Source organism: Streptomyces sp. NPDC014801, from assembly GCF_043082085.1.
Taxonomy (GTDB): domain Bacteria; phylum Actinomycetota; class Actinomycetes; order Streptomycetales; family Streptomycetaceae; genus Streptomyces.
Genome location: NZ_JBIBXG010000009.1, coordinates 314,252 through 331,645, shown reverse-complemented (window position 1 = coordinate 331,645; position 17,394 = coordinate 314,252). Strand labels below are relative to the sequence as shown.

At 75.4% G+C, this 17,394-nt stretch carries 13 protein-coding genes and 1 riboswitch; of the genes, 8 read left to right on the top strand and 5 right to left on the bottom strand.

The annotated features are described in order from the left end of the window. Positions 1–355 precede the first annotated feature (355 nt). Both ACF1AL_RS23360 and ACF1AL_RS23355 read right to left on the bottom strand, forming a co-directional pair. Complete coding sequence (locus tag ACF1AL_RS23360; protein ID WP_391820696.1) at positions 356–1,255, bottom strand: hypothetical protein; 900 nt, start codon at positions 1,253–1,255, stop codon at positions 356–358. A 680-nt stretch (positions 1,256–1,935) separates the two neighbouring features. After that, the gene (locus tag ACF1AL_RS23355) at positions 1,936–2,424 is read right to left on the bottom strand and encodes a hypothetical protein (RefSeq protein ID WP_366835326.1); all 489 of its coding nucleotides are present in this window, start codon (positions 2,422–2,424) and stop codon (positions 1,936–1,938) included. Between the two features lie 261 nt (positions 2,425–2,685). Here ACF1AL_RS23355 and ACF1AL_RS23350 point away from each other — a divergent pair, with 261 nt between their 5' ends. The 5 genes from ACF1AL_RS23350 (at position 2,686) to ACF1AL_RS23330 (ending at position 10,212) form a co-directional block, all read left to right on the top strand. Continuing rightward, positions 2,686–3,789, top strand: coding sequence for a PP2C family protein-serine/threonine phosphatase (locus tag ACF1AL_RS23350; RefSeq protein ID WP_391827279.1), 1,104 nt, complete (start codon positions 2,686–2,688; stop codon positions 3,787–3,789). A gap of 458 nt (positions 3,790–4,247) precedes the next feature. Further along, positions 4,248–5,327, top strand: a complete 1,080-nt coding sequence (locus ACF1AL_RS23345) for a hypothetical protein (protein WP_391827206.1) — start codon at positions 4,248–4,250, stop codon at positions 5,325–5,327. A 130-nt stretch (positions 5,328–5,457) separates the two neighbouring features. Continuing rightward, the gene (locus ACF1AL_RS23340; RefSeq protein WP_386415269.1) at positions 5,458–5,811 is read left to right on the top strand and encodes a hypothetical protein; all 354 of its coding nucleotides are present in this window, start codon (positions 5,458–5,460) and stop codon (positions 5,809–5,811) included. 4 nt (positions 5,812–5,815) lie between these two features. After that, positions 5,816–8,710, top strand: a complete 2,895-nt coding sequence (locus ACF1AL_RS23335; protein ID WP_391827204.1) for a caspase family protein — start codon at positions 5,816–5,818, stop codon at positions 8,708–8,710. Between the two features lie 125 nt (positions 8,711–8,835). Next, positions 8,836–10,212, top strand: a complete 1,377-nt coding sequence (locus ACF1AL_RS23330; protein WP_391827202.1) for an extracellular solute-binding protein — start codon at positions 8,836–8,838, stop codon at positions 10,210–10,212. Positions 10,213–10,335: 123 nt separating this feature from the next. Here the strand turns inward: ACF1AL_RS23330 and ACF1AL_RS23325 are convergent, their stop codons facing one another. Continuing rightward, positions 10,336–10,464 carry a hypothetical protein gene (locus tag ACF1AL_RS23325; protein WP_391701207.1) on the bottom strand — a complete coding sequence of 43 codons (129 nt, stop codon included), beginning with the start codon at positions 10,462–10,464 and terminating at the stop codon, positions 10,336–10,338. Positions 10,465–10,652: 188 nt separating this feature from the next. On the opposite strand from ACF1AL_RS23325, the gene ACF1AL_RS23320 reads away from it, so the two are divergent. Beyond that, entirely contained in the window at positions 10,653–12,035 is a 1,383-nt protein-coding gene (locus tag ACF1AL_RS23320) for a helix-turn-helix domain-containing protein (RefSeq protein WP_391827200.1), read from the top strand. 133 nt (positions 12,036–12,168) lie between these two features. Here the strand turns inward: ACF1AL_RS23320 and ACF1AL_RS23315 are convergent, their stop codons facing one another. Next, entirely contained in the window at positions 12,169–12,957 is a 789-nt protein-coding gene (locus ACF1AL_RS23315) for a hypothetical protein (RefSeq protein ID WP_391827198.1), read from the bottom strand. A 362-nt stretch (positions 12,958–13,319) separates the two neighbouring features. Between ACF1AL_RS23315 and thrS the strand changes: the two genes are divergently transcribed. After that, positions 13,320–14,540: a threonine--tRNA ligase gene (gene thrS / locus ACF1AL_RS23310; RefSeq protein ID WP_391827196.1), complete on the top strand. Its 1,221-nt coding sequence runs from the start codon at positions 13,320–13,322 to the stop codon at positions 14,538–14,540. Between the two features lie 249 nt (positions 14,541–14,789). Beyond that, positions 14,790–15,755, top strand: a complete 966-nt coding sequence (locus ACF1AL_RS23305) for a nucleoside hydrolase (RefSeq protein ID WP_391658837.1) — start codon at positions 14,790–14,792, stop codon at positions 15,753–15,755. 19 nt (positions 15,756–15,774) lie between these two features. Here the strand turns inward: ACF1AL_RS23305 and ACF1AL_RS23300 are convergent, their stop codons facing one another. Next, on the bottom strand, positions 15,775–16,887 hold the full coding sequence (locus ACF1AL_RS23300) for a HoxN/HupN/NixA family nickel/cobalt transporter (RefSeq protein WP_384201576.1): 1,113 nt from the start codon (positions 16,885–16,887) through the stop codon (positions 15,775–15,777). Positions 16,888–16,914: 27 nt separating this feature from the next. Beyond that, positions 16,915–17,100, bottom strand: a riboswitch (cobalamin riboswitch). Positions 17,101–17,394: the final 294 nt, after the last annotated feature.

Sequence of the window (17,394 nt, the reverse complement as noted above, 5' to 3'; positions counted from 1 at the left end):
CGTGGGGTGCGCTGCCCGGCGTTGCGGGGTGCCGCTGCGCCCACCCGTGCCGCCCCAGCGGCACGACTGCCCGCAGCTACGTGAGGGGGTGCCGCTGCGCCTACCCGTGCCGGCCCGGCGGCGCGTCTGCCCGCAGCTGCGTGAGGGGGGTGCTGCTGCGCCTACCCGTGCCGGCCCGGCGGCGCCGTCTGCCCGCAGCTGCGTGGGGTGGGTGCCGGCACGGTGGCACGTCTGCCTGCAGCTGCGTGGGGTGGGTGGGCGCCCGCCCAGCGGCTGACTGCCTGCAGCTATGCGGGGTGGGCGTCGGTCCAGCGGTGTGACTGACCGTGGCTGCGGCGGTGCCTGTGGGGTGGGGTCAGGCTGGGAGTTTGGGGGGTGGGGTGGGGTCCAGGGGTGGGGTGGGGGGTTGGGGAGCGGGGCGGGGGAGGTGGCGGGTGGCCAGCCAGGTGAGGGCCGCCGTCGTCAGGCCTAGCGCGCACAGGAGCCAGGACGTCGTGCGCAGGGTGTGCGTGAGGGCGTCGTAGACCGCGCCGGCGGCCTGTGTGGAGACCTCCTGCGGCAGGTCCCGCAGGGTCAGGCTGCGGCCCACCGCCACCGCGAGGCCGAGCAGGGCGCCGCCGACGGCCGTGCCGAGGGCCGTCGCCGTCAGGGCGCGGCGGCGACAGACGGCCAGCGCGATGCCGGCGACGGCGAGGGTGACCGCCGTGACGGGCAGCCAGAACCCGGCGACTTCGAGCACGTCGTATCCCTTTCTCAGGCGGGCCAGGTCCTTCGCCGGCAGCAGCGCGACCTCGGTGTGCCGGACGGGGATGTGCGCGGCCAGCGGCACGTGGTCGCGGGCGAGTCGGCGTTTGAGCTGTTCGGTGACCGGCGCGAGGTCGACGGTGACCGGGCGGTCGTCGCTCTCGCGCAGGGCCCGCAGGACGGCGTCGTGGGCGGACCGGTTCGCCGTGTCCCAGGCGGCCCGGAACGCCTCGGTCTGAGTGAAGGAGCGCACCGCGTCGTGCACGAACGGGCCCATCGCGCCGTGCGCCGGGCCGGTGTCGACCTGGCGCAGGATGCCCTCGCCGACGGTGTCGGCGATCTGGCCCTGCACGGCCGGGTCGGCGGCCAGCGGCCCCATCGTGGTGACGTACCGTCCGGTGTCGGTCAGGCCGTACGCCGCCCAGGCCGCCAGTGCGCCGAGCGGTACCAGCAGGCAGGACAGGGTGATGAGGACGGCCGAGAGGGCGGTCCTGAGGCGTCGGGACGACACGCTTCCAGACAACGGGGGCGGGCGGTGGGGCGCCAGTGGTGTGGGCCGTTCGAGTGGCCGCCGGTCGCGGGCTGCGGGCTGCGGGGGGGGGGTTGGGTGGCCGGTCGGGGGTTCTCTCCGGTGGAGGGTTCGTCCGAACGGGTGTTTCCTGGTGCTGGGGAGAAGGAGGTGGGGCCGTGTGCACTGCTCCGGCTCCGCGGAACCCGGCGCCGGCCGTTGTGCGGTGCGGGGCGCCGGGTCGTCGTAGGCCTCTCCGGTCGGGCGGGTGCGTCTCGGTCGGCCGGTGAGTGGAGGGATGAGGGAAGTGGGCCCCGGTGTACCCCGCCGGGGTCCACGTTTTGCGTGCTGCGGCTGTGCGGTGCGTTGGTGTCCCTGGGTGGGTGGACGCCGTGGGGTGCGGTGCCCTGGGGTGCGCTGTGCTCGGCGTCGTGGTGAGCGCCGGTGTTGCGCTGCCCGGCGGTGCGGGGTGCCTCCCCCAAGCACTACGTGCAGGGGGTACCCCCAGCGCCCACCCGTGCCGCCCCAGCGGCACGACTGCCCGCAGCTACGCATGACCTGGTGGGCGCCGCCTCGGCGGCACGATTGCCCGCAGCTACGCATGACCGGGTGGGCGCAGCCCCGGCGGCACGACTGTCCGCAGCTACGGGCCGCGGCTGGGCCGTAGCTGCGGCAGTTGTCGGTCAGCGGATGCGGTTGCCTTCTGCGTCCTCTCGTGTGTAGAAGCGGTAGAAGAAGACCGCGTAGATGGCCGCTCCGGTCACCAGGCCGAGGGCGATCGAGCGCAGGACGCTCTGCTCGCTCTGGCTGTAGAGGAAGCCGATGGCCGCGCCGGCGAAGCCGGACTTCACGGCCGAGTGCAGTTCGCGCGGCAGCCGCGGGGCGTAGAGGGCCACGGCGATGCACAGCACGATGAACACCAGCGCGGTCACGAAGCCGAACAGCACGTTCCACCCCGTGATGGGCCCGCCCTCCCGCCGGTTGGCCGCGGCCCAGTAGCCGTAGACGAGTCCGAGGACGACGGGGAAGCCGTACCGGACCAGGGTGTGGACCCTCTCGCTGAACACGTCGGGCAGCATGTTCGGGGCCCGGCCGGGCCGGACCGCGCCGAATCGGGTGCTGACCAGGCCGCGCGAACGGCCGCTGCCGGGCGCGGGTGCCGCATGAGCCATGAGAGCGCTCCTCTCTCTCCTCGCCCCCGCCTTCCAGAGCACACCTGGCGGGGGCCACCGGCAAGTCGACGTGTGCCCCCGCCGGCGACGCTGATGCGAGCCGCGCGGGCCCGTGTTTCGCTGGGGCACGTGAGCGGTGGCCCGGACAGCAGCGGTGAGGGGCGCGGCCCGGACGGCGGTTCTGCGGGGCGCGGCCCGGACGGCGGCGGTGAGGGGCCCGGGCTGCGTGTCCGCTATCCGCGGGCGGGGCGGCGGGGCGTCGTGCACCGGCACCAGCTGCTGCAGGTGCGGGGCCGCAGCGTGGCCTGGGTGCCGCCGCTGCTGCTGCTCGTGGCGATCGCCGTCGTGGACGTCAACACGCCCGGCGAGTTCCGCATCGTCTCCTGGATCGTGCTGGTGCCCGGCATCGCCGCGGCGATCTGCGGGGTGTGGGGGACGGCCGTGTTCGCGGTGCTCGCGCTCATCACCTACGTCCTGGTGGACAGCGCGTGGCCGAATCAGTTCCAGGCCGGGCTGTCGGACTTCGTGCTGGTCGCCGTCGGCGGGGTGCTCGCCACGCTGGCCTGCGCGGTCCGGGTGCGCGACGAGCGGCGGATGCTGCACATGCGGCACATCGCCGACACCACCCGGCGTACCGTGCTGCGGCCGCTGCCGCCGTCCTGGGGCGGCCTCGACCATGCCGCCGTCTATCTCGCCGCGGACACCGAGGCCCGGGTCGGCGGCGACTTCTACGACATCCAGCCCGGCCCGCACGGCACGCGCGTGCTGCTCGGCGACGTGCAGGGCAAAGGGCTCGGCGCGGTGGAGGCGGCGGCCGCGCTGCTGGGGACGTTCCGGGAGGCCGGCTTCCACGAGCCGGACCTGGTGACGGTCGCCCGGCGCCTGGAGACCCGCATGGTGCGGCACCGGGGCCACACCGCCGCCCTGGGCCGGGGGGACGGCGACCGCTTCGCCACGGCCGTCCTGCTGGCCTTCCCGCCGGACGCGCCGGACGCCGTCGACCTGGTGCTCTTCGGTCACGAACCGCCCCTGGTGGTGGGCCGGGCGGGGGTGCGCTCGCTGCCCGCGGGCGACGGCCTGCCGCTCGGCCTGGGCGACCTCACCAGTGCGCCGCCGCAGGTGCGGCGGGTGCCGCTGGCCGCCGACGAGACGCTGCTGCTGGTCACCGACGGGGTGACCGAGGCCCGCGACGACACGGGCTGCTTCTATCCGCTGAGCGACGACCTGGCCCGCGTCGTCGTCGCCGACCCGCGCACCACCGACCCGCACCGCCTGGTCGCCCACGTCCGTGACGCGACCCTGCGGCACTGCGGCGGCCACCTGGCCGACGACACGACGGTGTTCGCGGTCCGCCGGCACCGCTGACGCCTGCGGCGACGAGCGGGGCGGTGGGGACCCGGGGCCGCCATCGACGGGCGGGGGCTGCGCGCCCGGCTCGTAGACCGCGGGCAGCCCGCCCGCTCGTCGGCCGGGGGCTGCGTGCACCGCTCGAAGGCCGGGGGCTGCGCGCACCGCTCCGACTCAGGGCGCCGTCCTGACCCTGGCCGGGTTGCCCACCTGCCTGGTACTGGCCAGGTTGCCCACCGTCACGGCCCTGGCCGGGCTCCCGACCGTCCCGCCCGACCCGCGCCGACCGCCCCGTCCGACCCGCCCCGCGCCCGCCCTACGGCGCCGGCACCCGGGACCGTCACCGGCGCCGTGCGCGCCGCCACCGCCCCACGCCGACCGGCCGGTCTTCGCCGTCCCGCGGTCCCCCTTTGCAGCCGCAGCCGTTACCGTGCTGCCGTACGTGATCCACGACCGTCGTCAGGGGGGAGCGGCCCATGGCCGGAACCGTGCTGCTGCTCGCGGCCTCACCGATGGGGCGGGGATGTCTGGTGGACGCGGCGTCCGTGCTCCCCGTCCTGGCGGCCGTGCCGCCCGCCGTGCTCGCCGGCACCGACACCGCGAACGTCGTCGAACTCGCCGACCCGCTGGACCCGCAGGCCGTGCTGACCCGGCTGCGGGCCGCCGCGGCGGCGCCGGGGCCGCTCACCGTGTTCGTCACCGGGCAGCTCCAGCTGGACCGGCGCCAGCGCCTGCCCCACCTCGCGCTCGCCCGCACCACCGCGGCCAGCGTGCGCTACACCGCCTTCCCCTGGCACTGGTTCCGCGAGGAACTGCGGCTGCGGGCCGGCGGCAGCACCACCCTCGTGGTCGACCTGCACGCCGACGCCGAGTCCTGGCAGTGGCTGCACACCTCGCCGCTCGACTCCGGGCGCGGCACCGCCGTTTACGGTCGCATCGCCCCGCCTCCCGGCCGGCGCAGCGTGGCGGCACCGGCGTACATGAAGGCCGTGGCGACGATCCTGCGCAGCGGGCGGCGGCCGCCGCTGGAGCAGCTGCACCAGCTGGCGCTCGCCCGGATCGCCGCCGACGGGCCGCTGCCGGACCTGGTGCTGAGCACCCCGGGGCCAGGCGCCGGGGACCCGCACGCCGCGGTCAGTGCCGCCGTGCGCGAGGGACGGCACGCCGATGCCGACCTGCTCGCCGCACAGTGGGAGCAGGCGGCGCAGCGCGCGCACGGCCCCGGCTCGGACGAGGCGCTGCACTGGACGGAGGTCCGCGCCGACCTGGCGATGTTCGCCGGGGACCCGGTGCGCAGTTGCCGCACCTGGCTCGCGGTGGCCTCCGCGCGGCTCGCCGCCGGGCAGGCGCCCGACGCGCCCGCCGTGGAGGCCGCGGTGGACCGCGCCCATCACCAGTGGGCGTCGATCCGCGACCCGCACCAGGCCCGCGACCTCGGTGCCGCGCTCGCCGAAGTACGGGGCCGTGTGCCCGGCCGGCGCGAGGGGGCCCTCAATCACATCCTGGGCCAGCTGCGGCAGTTGGACGGCCGCAGCGAGCTCCCGTCCCGGGTGTGAGCCTGCGGTGAGCGAGTCGTTCGCGGCGGTGAGCGAGTCGTTCGCGACGTTGTGCGAGCCGTACGCGGTGGTGTGCGAGGTTCGTCCGAGGTCTCCCTTCCGCACCTGAGCCGGTGTCATGATGTGGCACATGGCTGAGGGGGACGCAGGGGCCGGGGCAGGCGTGCGCGTCAGTTTGGACGCGAGCGCGAGCAGAACCGACGCCGGGGCGCTGCAGGCGTGGCTGGAACACGAACAGCCGCTGCAGGCCATGGTGCGCGGCGGGACGTTACGCATCGAGGTGCGGCCCGGGGACGCGGGCGGCGAGCACATGGGCTCCGCCTGGGAGGTCGTGCTCCAGATCCTCGGGGACGTGACCACCGTCGCCACGCTGGCCGAGTACACCCAGCGCGCCGTCCGGGCCTGGCAGGACAACCGCCGCCGGGTCGAGGACGGCGAACCCCCACGCACCCTGGTGGAACCGCTGGATCCCGACGAGGACTAGGCCCGTGCGCTTCGACCCGCGGGGGAAGGCCAACCGGGCGCTGATCGTCGGCGTGTCCGAGTACGACCACACCAAGGCCGACACGCCGGACGGCGTGCCCGGACAGCTGCCCGGCGTCCGCTACAACCGCACCACCCTCACCGAGGCCCTGCACCGCGGCGGCGTCTTCCGCGAGGGCGAGATCGTCGAGTGCGCCTCGCCGACGCAGGACGGTTTCGTCGCGGCCGTACGGCGGGCCGCGCAGGACGCGCGGGGGCTGCTGCTGCTCTACTTCGCCGGGCACGGCATCGTCACCAGCTACGGCGACGAACTCTTCCTCCAGATGCGCAACGCCCGTGTGGCGCGCGGCAAGCAGGAGGCGTTCCCGGGCGCCGTCCAGATGACCGCGGTGCTCGCCGAACTCGCCGCCGGCAACGCCGAGCGGATTGTGGTGATCCTCGACTGCTGCTACGCCGGCAACGCCGCCGGCGTCTGGCACCGCTTCGAGCCGCGCGACCGGCAGAAGATCCTGCTGCTGATGAGCGTGCAGTCCAACCGGCTCATCCACCGCGGCGACGGCCGCCGGGCCACCCCCTTCACCCGGCACCTCGTACGGCTGCTCCAGGAGTCCGGCGACGGGGGCGGCGAGGGGGACGGCGGTGACGGCGACGCGGGCGGGGGCGGTGAGCTGTGGCTGTCCGAGCTGTATCCCGCGCTGAAGGAGCGGATGCGCAAGGCGCGCGTCCCCACCGCGAGCGACGAGCCGCAGGACCCGCAGGCGGTCTGGGAGCCCGGCGAGGACGTCCTGCTGCGCGCGGTCGGCCCCGGGCCCGTGCCCCGCACCGGCTGGCGGGGAGTGTTACGGACGGCCGTGGCGTTCCTGCACGACACGATGGACCGGCTGCGGCGCAGGCTGCGGCTCCTGCTCGTCCTGGTGCTCGCGCTCGCCGCCATGGCCGCCGGGGGCTACGCCGTCGCCGTCCTGATCATCGACGACGCGCCCTGCGCCCCGCCGCTGGAACTACGCGTGCTGACCGATCCCGACCTGGAACCGGCGCTGTCCGCGGCCGCCGACGCCTACCTCGTCTCGGACGCCGACACGGACGGCGACGGCTGCCGCCGCACCGGCATCACCGTCTTCAGCGCGGGCGCGGCCGACGCGGTCGCCGGGCTGCGGGACCGCACGGACGCCTGGCAGCAGCCGCGCGACGACGACGATCCGCAGCGCGACATCGGACCGCAGCCCGACGTGTGGATCCCGGCATCCTCCGCCGACGTCACACGGGTGACGGCCGGTCAGGAGCCCCGGGTCTTCGCCCACCTGCAGCCGATGGGCGCCCCGCTCGCCTACTCACCGGTGGTCCTCGCGGTGCCCACCGGGGGCGGCACGACGGCGACGGGGGCGCCGGGAGCCGGGACGGGCGTCACGGGGGCGAGAACGAGAGCCACGGGGGCGGAGGTCACCGGGGCGCAGGTCACGGGGGCGGGGAGCGGTGCCGGGGCGCAGGTCACGGGGGCGGGGAGCGGTGCCGGGGGCGCGGGGGTCGCCGGGACCGGGAGGCCGTCCGCAGGGACCGAAGGAACCCGGAGGGCGTCCGCCCGTGCGGCCGGAGTGGCCGGGGCGGCCGGGGCGATCCGGGCGGGGAGCGCGAACGTCCGTCGTACGCCAGCCGCTTGGGTTGGGGCCACGTCCACCGACGAGACCGTCACCGCCAGCGCCGGAGGCGAGGGCTCGCTCGCGCGGCTCGTCGCCGCGTTCGAGGCGCGGGGTGGGCGGCCGCAGGTGCTGCGGCCCGACCCCGAGTTCACCGACACCGGGTTGCTGGCGACGATGGGCATGTACGCGCAGGGCGCCGACGCCCGGTCCGCCGAGCGGTCCGTCGGGCAGGCCGGTCCTCCCTCGCCGACCGCCGGCGAGCTGCTGTGCACGCTGCCCTACGACCCCGCGCAGGACGCCCGCAGCGCCGTGCTCGCCCCGGAGTTCCTGCTCAAGAGCGGCGTGGGCTGCGCGTCGGAGATGGTGCGTGCGCGGCGGGTCGCCGAGTACCCCGACGACGTGCCCGCCCTGCAGCCGACGTTCGTCCGGGTGCGCTGGGAGGACGGCGACCAGGACGCGCAGGCGCGCGACGCGGCGGTGAAGCGGTTCCACGAGTGGCTGAGCGGCGACGGCGGCCGCCGGGTCCTCGGCGCCTACGGATTCCGCTCCGCCGACGCCCCGCACCGCCTGCTCGGCCCGGGCCCGGCGGCGCCCGGCGTCCGCACCGACCCCGCGATGCCGCACGAAACGGCGGAGGCCACCGCGATGAACGCGGCCCTGGAGCGCTACCGCAGCGTCGGCGGCCCCGGCCGGGTGCTGTTCCTGCTCGACAGCTCCGGCTCCATGGCCCGGACCTGGGAGGGACCCAGCGGCGGCCCCGGCCTGCTCAAGCAGTCCCTGGGCGGGCTCGGCGACCAGGACGAGTACGGCGTGTGGGCGGTGGCCGGCACCTCCGGCCGCACCCACACCGACCTGCTGCCGTTCGGCACCCACCGCCGCGCCGACGCCGTACGCGCCCTCGACCCGGGCGGGAGCGCCCGGGTGCGGGACGCCGAGGCCGATCCGCACGCGGCGCTGCTGGACGCGCTGGCGTTCCTGCACGGGCGCGGCACCGACGACCAGCGGCCGCAGCTGATCGTCTATCTCACCGACGACGAGGACAACACCCGGCTGACGGGGCGCGCCCTCGACGACGTCCTCCAGCGGGCCCGGACCGCGGGCGTCCCGGTCGCCATGGTGTCGCTGGCCACCGGCGGCTGCGACGGCGGCCGGCCCGACGCGCGGATCTCCGCGGCGAGTTCGGGCCGCTGCCTGGACCCCGGGGACGACCTCGGGGCGGCCCTGCACGACGAGGTCGCGCGCACCGGGACGGGGGAGGAATGAGACGCCGACGAAGCCGGACGCTCCGACGACTCCGGCCGCTCCGACGACTCGGACCGCTCCGACGACAGCCCCGGCCGCTGCGCCGACAGCCCCGGCCGCTGCGACGACTCGGTCCGCTGCGCTGGGTGGCCGCGGTGCTCGCCCTGCTCGCCGTCGCGGCCTGCACGGGCGGTGGCCGTACGCAGGAGGACGCGCCGCCCGCCGGTTCGTCGTCCCGCTGGATCGTGGTCGCCAGCGGGCGGGACGTCACCGGCAAGGGCGGCATACGGCAGCAGCTGATCGACGCATGGAACCGCGCCCAGCCCGCCGACGGCTACCAGGCCCGCCTGGTGGAGCTGCCCGGCTCCGCGGACGCCCAGCGCAGCCAGTTGCTCGGCGCCCTGCAGTCGGGCAGCGCGTCGTACGACGTGGTCAACCTGGACGTGACATGGGTGCCGGAGTTCGCCGCGGCCCGGCTGATCCGCCCGCTGCCCGGCACGGCCGTGGCCGGCGGGAACGACCTGGTGTCGTCGGTGGACGCCACGGCCTTCTGGGGCGGTGAGCGGTACGCGGTGCCGTTCAACAGCGACGTCGGACTGCTGTACTACCGGCGCGACCAGCTCGCCCAGGTCAGCGGGCGCAGCGACCTCGGCACCAGCGTCAGCTGGGACGAGCTGCGGGCGCTCATCGAGGCGCTCAACCGCAAGCGGCCCGCCGGGTACGAGGCCGGCTGGACCACGCAGCTGGACGGCTACGAGGGGCGCACCGTCAACGCGATCGAGGCGTTCGCGTCGGCCGTCGGCGACTTCCGGATCACCGACGACCGGGGGCGCTACCGGGGCACCGAGGAGCAGCTCGCCGCCGGCATCGGCGAACTGCGCCGGCGCACCGGCACGGCGTACACGCTCCGGGACGCCTACACGTCCGACGAGTCCCGCTCCCTCGACGACTTCGCGCGGGGTCGCACGGCGTTCCTGCGGCACTGGCCGTACGTGTACCCGACGCTGTACGAGACGTTCAAGGGCGACCTCGGGGTGACGCGGCTGCCGGGGAAGGCGGTGCTGGGCGGGCAGGACCTGGCGGTCACCTCGTCGACGAACGGGGAGCGGGCCGCCCGCGCCTACGACCTGATCCGCTTCCTGACCGACCCGGACAGCGAGCGGTGCCTGCTGCGCGCGGGATTCGCGGCGACGCGGACGTCGGCGTACGAGGACACGGCGGTGTGCACGCACGCCCCGGTGTACGCGGAGTCGCCGTCGGCGTCCCCGACCGGTGAGAGCGCCGGCCGCACGCCGCCGGACCGGCTCGGCGGGCTCAGCTACCACCGCCAGATCCTGCTGCCGGCCCTGTCCGCGGCGGTCCAGCGGCCGCGGACGCCGCTGTACGGGGCGGTGTCGCGTTCGCTGATCACCGTGTTGGGGCCGTTGTACGACGTCGGTCCCGGGGGCGGGACCTCGTCGTCGCCTACGGACCAGGAACTGGCGGAGTCGCTGAACCGTGCGCTCACGCGCGAGCTGCCGTGAGCCGTACGGCGCCTGTAGGGGTGGGTGCGGGGTCGATGCCGGGTGCGGGACGCCGGGTGGCTGGTCGCGCAGTTCCCCCCGCCCCTGAGCGGGGTGCGGTCACCCCGGTCGCAAACGCAGGGGTCAGGGGTGGCCCGGCTGCTGTTGCACGATCGACGCGGGCGCGTGGGTCGCCGCGCGGGCCGGGCACACGTTGGCCGCCGTGATCAGGGTCGCGACGGCCAGTACGGCGGCGGCGACGCCCCGCGTCACGGGCGCGGCACCGCCCGGGCGGGGCTCGGGGAGCGCGGAATGCTGGTCGTGGCGTGCGGAGGGGCGGACGTGCACGGCAACCTCGCAGGCGGGCGATGACAGCGGCGTGTTAAGCACGTTTAATCCGCCGTTTAACCTAGGGGCGCGGCAGGCCAACGGCAAGAGGACTCGGGGGAGTTGGGGCGGCGATGGGGTCGGTGGGGACCGGGGACGGGCGCGGCGGCGGGGCACGGGAACGCGACGCGCCCGACGTCATCGGGCGCCGCGTGCAGCGGCTGCGCGGCCGGCGGGGGCTGACCCAGCGGCAGCTGGCCGAGCCGACGTACACGCCGGCCTACATCTCCACGCTGGAGGCCGGCCGGGTCCGGCCCTCCGACGCGGCCCTGCGGCACATCGCCGAACGGCTCGGTGTCACCTTCGAGGAACTGGCGACCGGGCGGTCCGCCCGCCTCGTCACCGATCTGCGGCTGCGGCTCACCGAGGCGCAGCGCACCCTCGCCGGCGGGGACGCGGAGCCGGCGGCCGGGCAGTACGCGGCGCTGCTGGAGGAGGCCGAGGCGCAGGGGCTCGACGAGATGGCCGCCGAGGCGCTGCTCGGGCTCGGCGAGTGCGGGATCGACACCGGCGACCTCGCCGCGGCGCGCGGGTTCTTCGAGCGGGCCGAGGCGCGGCTCGCGGACGCGCCGCTGCCCGCGCGGGCGCCGGCCGTGCGCGGCCGGGCGGTGACCCACTACCTCGCCGGTGAACTGCGGTACGCCGTCTACCTGCTGGAGTCCACCCTCGACGAGCTCAACCGCGCCGGACTGCACGATCCGGACGCCTTGCTGCTGCTGTACGCGTCGGTGATCGGGCCGTACATGGACCTGGGCGCGCAGGCACGGGCCGCGCAGGCCGCGGAGTTCGCGCTGGCGCTGGCGCCGCGGGTGGAGGACCCCGCGCTGGTGGCGCGGATGCACCGGTCCGTCGCGCGCACCCTGCTCGCCGAGGGGCGGCTCGCCGAGGCCGACGCCTCGCTGGGCAAGGCGGCCGAGCTGTACCGGCAGCTGCAGATCCGTACCGAGCTGGCCAACTGCCACTGGATGCGCGGCTATGTGTACGCGCAGAACGGCCGGCTGGAGCAGGCGGAGGCGAAGCTGCGGGAGGCGCAGGCCATGCTGACGGCGGGGCGGGCCGGGCTGTACAGCAGCCAGGTCGCCGTCGAGCTGGCCGACGTCCTGCACCGGCGGGGGCGCTCGCAGGAGGCGGCGGCGCTGCTGCGGGACGTGCTGGGCGACCTGTCGAGCGAGCGGGGCGCGGTGCACGCGGCGGCGGCGCACCGGCTGCTGGGCATCATCGCCGAGGACGGGCGGGACACGGAGGCGGCGGAGGAGCACTATGTGCGGGCGCTGAGCCTGCTGGAGCGGGCCGGCGCGGCGGGCGACCTCGCGGATCTGTGCCGGCTGCTGGGGGATCTGCTGCGGCGTACCGGGCGGGTGGAGGCGGCGCTCGACGCGTACCGGACGGGGCTCGGGCACCGGACGGCTCCCGGCACCACCACGCTGGGGCCTGCGCCGGCCCATCCCCCTCTTTGACCCTCGGCGTCTGAACAGGTGGGTCCCTGATCACGGGCGGGTGCGGGCGGGGGCGGGCGGGTGGTGGGCCGGTCGCGCAGTTCCCCGCGCCCCTGAGGGGCGTGCGGTCACCCCACTCCGACCCCCACGGCGTTCACACCTGCGCGCGTCCCTGTTTCCGTACTTCCGCCAGCCGCAGGGCGCCCAGTTGCACCGCGACCTGGGTCGCGTCGGACGGTACGTCGGCCAGTCCGCCGTTGGTCAGGGTGAACGCGTCGTCCCCCTGCCGGACGACCGCGACGTCGAGGGTGAGCACCACCGGCTCCTCCGCCCCGTCCGCCGGAGGCGCCGTCACCGTCACCCGCAGCCCCTGCCGCGCGTCCCCCACCACCGGCAGCGCGGCCTCCGACACCTGGACGTCCTGCGCGACGCCGCGTCCCGTCGTGGCCGTGAACCGCGCGCACGTACCCGGCAGCGTCGCCAGCCAGGCGAGCGTGCGGTCCACGTCGGCGCGCGGCTCGGCGGCGACCTGGTAGCGCAACTGGGCCCCGGTGTCGGTGTTGTCGAGGCCGGTGACGGCACGGACCGGCGAGCCGAGGAGTTCGTCGGCGTACAGGGCGTTCAGGAAGCGGGCGCAGTCGGCGGGCGCGCCGGTCGTCTTCAGCATGCCGTCCCGCCAGGTCGCCGCGCCCCGCGTGGGCGTCCACGCCGGGCCGAGGTCGGCCTCGGTGACCAGGACCGCCTGCGCCTGAGCGGCGGTGAGCGCGGGCGTGGTGCCGGGGGCCGCCGGGGTGCTGCGGCCCGGGGCGGCGGAGGACGCGGCGGGGGTGCGGGCGCCCTCCTCGTCCATGTCGAGGTAGCGGCCCGAGCAGGCGGTGACGGCCGGCAGGGCACCGGCGGCGAGCGTCAGGGCGAGGACGGCGGTCAGCGGCGGTCGGCGCATCGGGGCTCCTGGGGGCGGGCGGTGCTGCGTGGCTCCAGGTCAGCACCGTGATCGCCGGGCGACCAGCGCACAGGACCGTCCGGGCGACAAAGACGTCCGCGACCGGCGGGCGACGAAAACGTTCGCGACCTTCCCGGTGACACGAACGTCCGCGACCGTCCGGGCGGCAAAACCGTTCGCGCCGGGACCGCGGCTTGGCTACGGTCGCCGTATGCAGCGCGCGCAGGCAGTGGAGACGACGACGCCGGAGAGTGTCCCGGCGCGCTGACAGCCGACCGCAGAAGTCGCGAAGCCCCGGGGCGGGTGCCCCGGGGCTTTCGCGTACGGGGGCTCGTCCCGTCCGATTCCAGGAGGAGCCCGCCATGCACGAGCACGACCACCGCCGCCTCGGCCGTGAACTGGACCTGTTCGGCACCGATCCGCTGATGGGCGCCGGCCTGCCGTACTGGCTGCCCGACGGGGCCGTCGTGCGGCACACCCTGGAGGAGTACGTCCGCGAGGTGGAGCGCGCCGCCGGCTACCGGCACGTGTACTCGCCGGTCCTCGGCAAACGGGAGCTGTACGAGATCTCCGGGCACTGGGACCTGTACAGCGACGACATGTTCCCGCCGATGCGCCTGGGCGCGGAGGAGGTGGTGCTGCGGCCCAGCCTGTGCCCGCACCACGCGCTCATCTTCCGCTCCCGCGGCCGAAGTTACCGGGAACTGCCGTACCGGGTCGCCGAACTGGGCGGCATGTACCGGTCCGAGCCGTCCGGGGTGCTGGGCGGGCTCACCCGGGTGCGGGCCATCCAGCTGAACGACGCGCACATCTTCTGCACCCTCGACCAGGCCGTCGCAGAGGCCCGCGGCGCGCTGGAGCTGATCGCCCGCGCCCACGCCGACCTCGGCATCCGGGCCGCCCGGTACCGGCTGTCGCTGCCCGGCGAGGGCGGCAAGTACGTCGCCGACCCCGGGCTGTGGCGGCGGGCGACCGCCATGCTGCGCCGGGTGCTGGCGGAGGCGGGCATCGCGTACGAGGAGGCGCCGGGCGAGGCCGCGTTCTACGGCCCGAAGATCGATGTGCAGGTGGCGGACGGGGCCGGGCGCGAGTCCACCCTGTCCACCGTGCAGATCGACCTCCACCAGCCGGAGCGGTTCGCCCTGTCCTACGTCGGCGCGGACGGGGCGAGGCACCGGCCGGTGATGGTGCACCGCAGTGTCATCGGCAGCGTGGAACGCGTGGTGGCGCACCTGCTGGAGCAGCACGGCGGCGCCTTCCCGGTCTGGCTGGCGCCCGTGCAGCTCGTCGTGCTGCCGGTGGCGGCGGCGCAGGAGGAGCGGGCCTGGGAGGTGCTGGCCCAGGCGCGGGCGGCCGGGGTGCGGGCCGAGGTCGCCGCCGTCGAGGAGGGCACCCTGGGGGCGCGGATCAGGGCGGCCCGTCTCGTGCCGTACCAGGCGGTGATCGGCCCCCGTGAGGCCGTCGGCGGCCACCTCTCGGTCCGCCTCCGCGACGGCCGCCGCCCGTCCCCCGTGCCCTTGCCGGTCCTCCTGGACCAGGCCCTCGCGGCGACCCGGTCCCGCGGCGCGGCCCTGTGGGACTGAGGACGCGGGCGGCGAGCCCGGTCGCCTGAGGCACGGCGAGCCCGGCGGCCGGGGGTACGGCGGGCTGGGCGGCCGGTCGTGCGGCGGCGCCCGGCGGCCGGGAGGGTACGGCGCGCTGGGCGGCCGGGGGTACGGCGGGCTCGGCGGCCGGGCGGGGGTGGCGTGCCGGGCCGAGAGGGCCCGTGCGGGTGGCGGAGCCGGGTTCGTGGGGGCGGGCGCCTATCGTCGGAGGGGACGGAAGGAGTTCTGGTGGACGGTCAGCCCATTCCTGTGATCATCGACTGCGACACCGGCGTCGACGACGCGCTCGCCCTGCTGTTCGCCGTACGCCATCCCGGCCTGGACCTGCGCGCGGTGACCTGTGTCGCGGGGAACACCGACGTGGACGGGGTCGTCCGCAACACGCTGACCGTGCTGGAGCAGGCGGGGGCGCCGGACATCCCCGTGGCGCGGGGCGCCGAGCGGCCGCTGATCGAGCCGGCGCGATCCGCGCGGCACGTGCACGGCAGCGACGGCATGGGCGACCTGGGGCTGCCCGCACCCACCCGCCGTCCCGCCGACGTGGACGCCGTGACGCTGCTGCGCCGCGAGATCCTCGCCAGCCCCCGCCCGGTCACCCTCGTGCCGACCGCGCCGCTGACGAACATCGCGCTGCTGCTGCGCACCCACCCGGAGGTGACCCGCAACATCGAGCGGATCGTCTTCATGGGCGGCGCGGTCACCACCGGCAACGCCACTCCCGTCGCCGAGTTCAACGTCTGGCACGACCCGGAGGCCGCGGCGATCCTGCTGAGCGCCGGCGTGCCGATCACCATGTACGGCCTGGACGTGTTCATGCGGGTCGTGGTGCCGGCCACGGACGTGCACCGGATGCGCGGGAGCGGCGAGCCCGGCACCCGGCTGGCCGGAGAGCTGCTGGCCCACCGGCCGACCACGCAGGGCGGCGCCCCGGAGGCCGAGGAGGCCGGCGGGCTCGGCGACGCGGGCGCGGTGTGCGCGGTCGCCGACCCGGCCGGGCTGACGACCCGTCCCCTGCCGGTGGAGGTGTCGCTGGCCCCCGGGCCGGGCCGCGGACAGACCATCGTCGACCGGCGCCCCCGGCCGGGCGAGTCCGAGATCCACGAGGGCGCCCGTGAACAGCCGCTGGTCGACGTCGCGTTGGAGGTCGACGTCGACCGCTACGTGAAGCTGTACCTGGACACGGTGGAGCGCTGAGGGACTCTCCCGACACCCCCTAGTCGGCGGCGGTGGTGGCGGAGGGCGGGGACCAGCGCTCCTCCACCTTGGCGATCCGCCAGTAGCCGATCGCCACCGCCCACACCAGCACGAACAGGGCGACGATGAGGTAGCCGACGCTGTCCAGTTCGATCCCGGCGATCCAGCCGGTGACGTCGTCGTGCAGGTCGAACTTGTCGTGCAGCACGCCGACCAGCTCGATCGTGCCGATGACGAACGCGACGGCGATGGACAGGCCGGTGATGGCGAGGTTGTAGAACACCTTGCGCACCGGGTTGGAGAACGCCCACTGGTAGGCGAAGTTCATGAACGTGCCGTCCAGGGTGTCGAACAGGCACATGCCCGCCGTGAACAGCAGCGGCAGGCACAGGATCGCGTACCAGGGCAGTCCGGCCGCCGCGCCCGAGCCGGCCATCACCATCAGCGTGACCTCGGTGGCGGTCTCGAAGCCGAGGCCGAACAGGAAGCCCAGCGGGTACATCTGGCCCGGCCGGGAGATGGAGCGGGTGAGCCGGCCGAGGAAGCGGTTCATGAAACCGCGCGAGTCCAGGTGGCGTTCGAGCTCGGTCTCGTCGTACGTGCCGGCCCGCATCGAACGGAACACCTTCAGGATGCCGGCCAGGGCGACCAGGTTGAGCGCGGCGATGAGGTAGAGGAAGCCGCCGGCGATGGTCGTGCCGAGGAAGCCGAGCACCTGGTGGGTGGTGGACCCCTCATTGGTGACCCGGTCGGCGAGCTGGGTGCCCGCCGCGATCATCACGGCGAGGGCGACGACCACGCTGGAGTGCCCGAGCGCGAACCAGAAGCCCACGGACACCGGCCGCTTGCCGTCGGCCATGAGCTTGCGGGTGGTGTTGTCGATGGCGGCGATGTGGTCGGCGTCGAAGGCGTGCCGCACCCCGAGGGTGTAGGCGGTGACGCCGAGTCCGATGCCGAAGGCCTTGGAGCCGACCTCGTAGTGGCCGGGTACGACGAGCAGGAAGAGGATCCCGAACGCGACGACGTGCAGTGCCGCGATGACGGCCATCAGGCCGGCCGTTTTCAGGGTGTCCTCGCGGCGCCAGGCGAACTGGGCCTTGGCGGTCGTCGGGGCAGGGTCGGGCAGGGTCATCCGGTCACGCTCCAGCACCTCGTGGATCACTTCGTGAGCTGCCGTGGCCGGTCTCCTGGCTGACGGGTCGTGCGTCCGTCGTCCCTGCCTTCCCGGTCGTACGACCAGTGGCCCGGCACACGGCCGGACGGGACGTGAACTCCCCGATCACAGTGGCGAGGGCCGCGTCGGTTCCACACCGACTTCCCGAACACCACGGCCCGCCCACGGTAGGGGTCCGGGACCTCTTCTGCATAGCTGCACAGCTGAGCAGGTATCCAAGATCACAGAGGAGAGGGGGCGCGGGTCACGTCCGGGGTGGTTGTGGGAGTACCCCTGGGGGAGGGGGGCGGGGCACCTTCGGGGGTGCCCCTGGGGGTTTGCGACCGGGCCTCCTGCCCGGGTCCGGGTCATCTCCTGAGGCCTGCTGCCCGGGTCCGGGTCGCCTCCCGGGGCCCGGTCCGCCTTCCGGTGCCTACGGGCGGGGCGGACGAGGTGGGGGCCGCGCGCCGGGCCCGCGCGCCGGGG

Bases quoted from the DNA above. Each gene is read 5' to 3' on its own strand.
- ACF1AL_RS23355 (WP_366835326.1), bottom strand. From the start codon at position 2,424: ATGGCTCATGCGGCACCCGCGCCCGGCAGCGGCCGTTCGCGCGGCCTG.
- ACF1AL_RS23345 (WP_391827206.1), top strand. From the start codon at position 4,248: ATGGCCGGAACCGTGCTGCTGCTCGCGGCCTCACCGATGGGGCGGGGA.
- ACF1AL_RS23340 (WP_386415269.1), top strand. From the start codon at position 5,458: ATGGCTGAGGGGGACGCAGGGGCCGGGGCAGGCGTGCGCGTCAGTTTG.
- ACF1AL_RS23320 (WP_391827200.1), top strand. From the start codon at position 10,653: ATGGGGTCGGTGGGGACCGGGGACGGGCGCGGCGGCGGGGCACGGGAA.
- ACF1AL_RS23315 (WP_391827198.1), bottom strand. From the start codon at position 12,957: ATGCGCCGACCGCCGCTGACCGCCGTCCTCGCCCTGACGCTCGCCGCC.
- thrS (WP_391827196.1), top strand. From the start codon at position 13,320: ATGCACGAGCACGACCACCGCCGCCTCGGCCGTGAACTGGACCTGTTC.
- ACF1AL_RS23300 (WP_384201576.1), bottom strand. From the start codon at position 16,887: ATGACCCTGCCCGACCCTGCCCCGACGACCGCCAAGGCCCAGTTCGCC.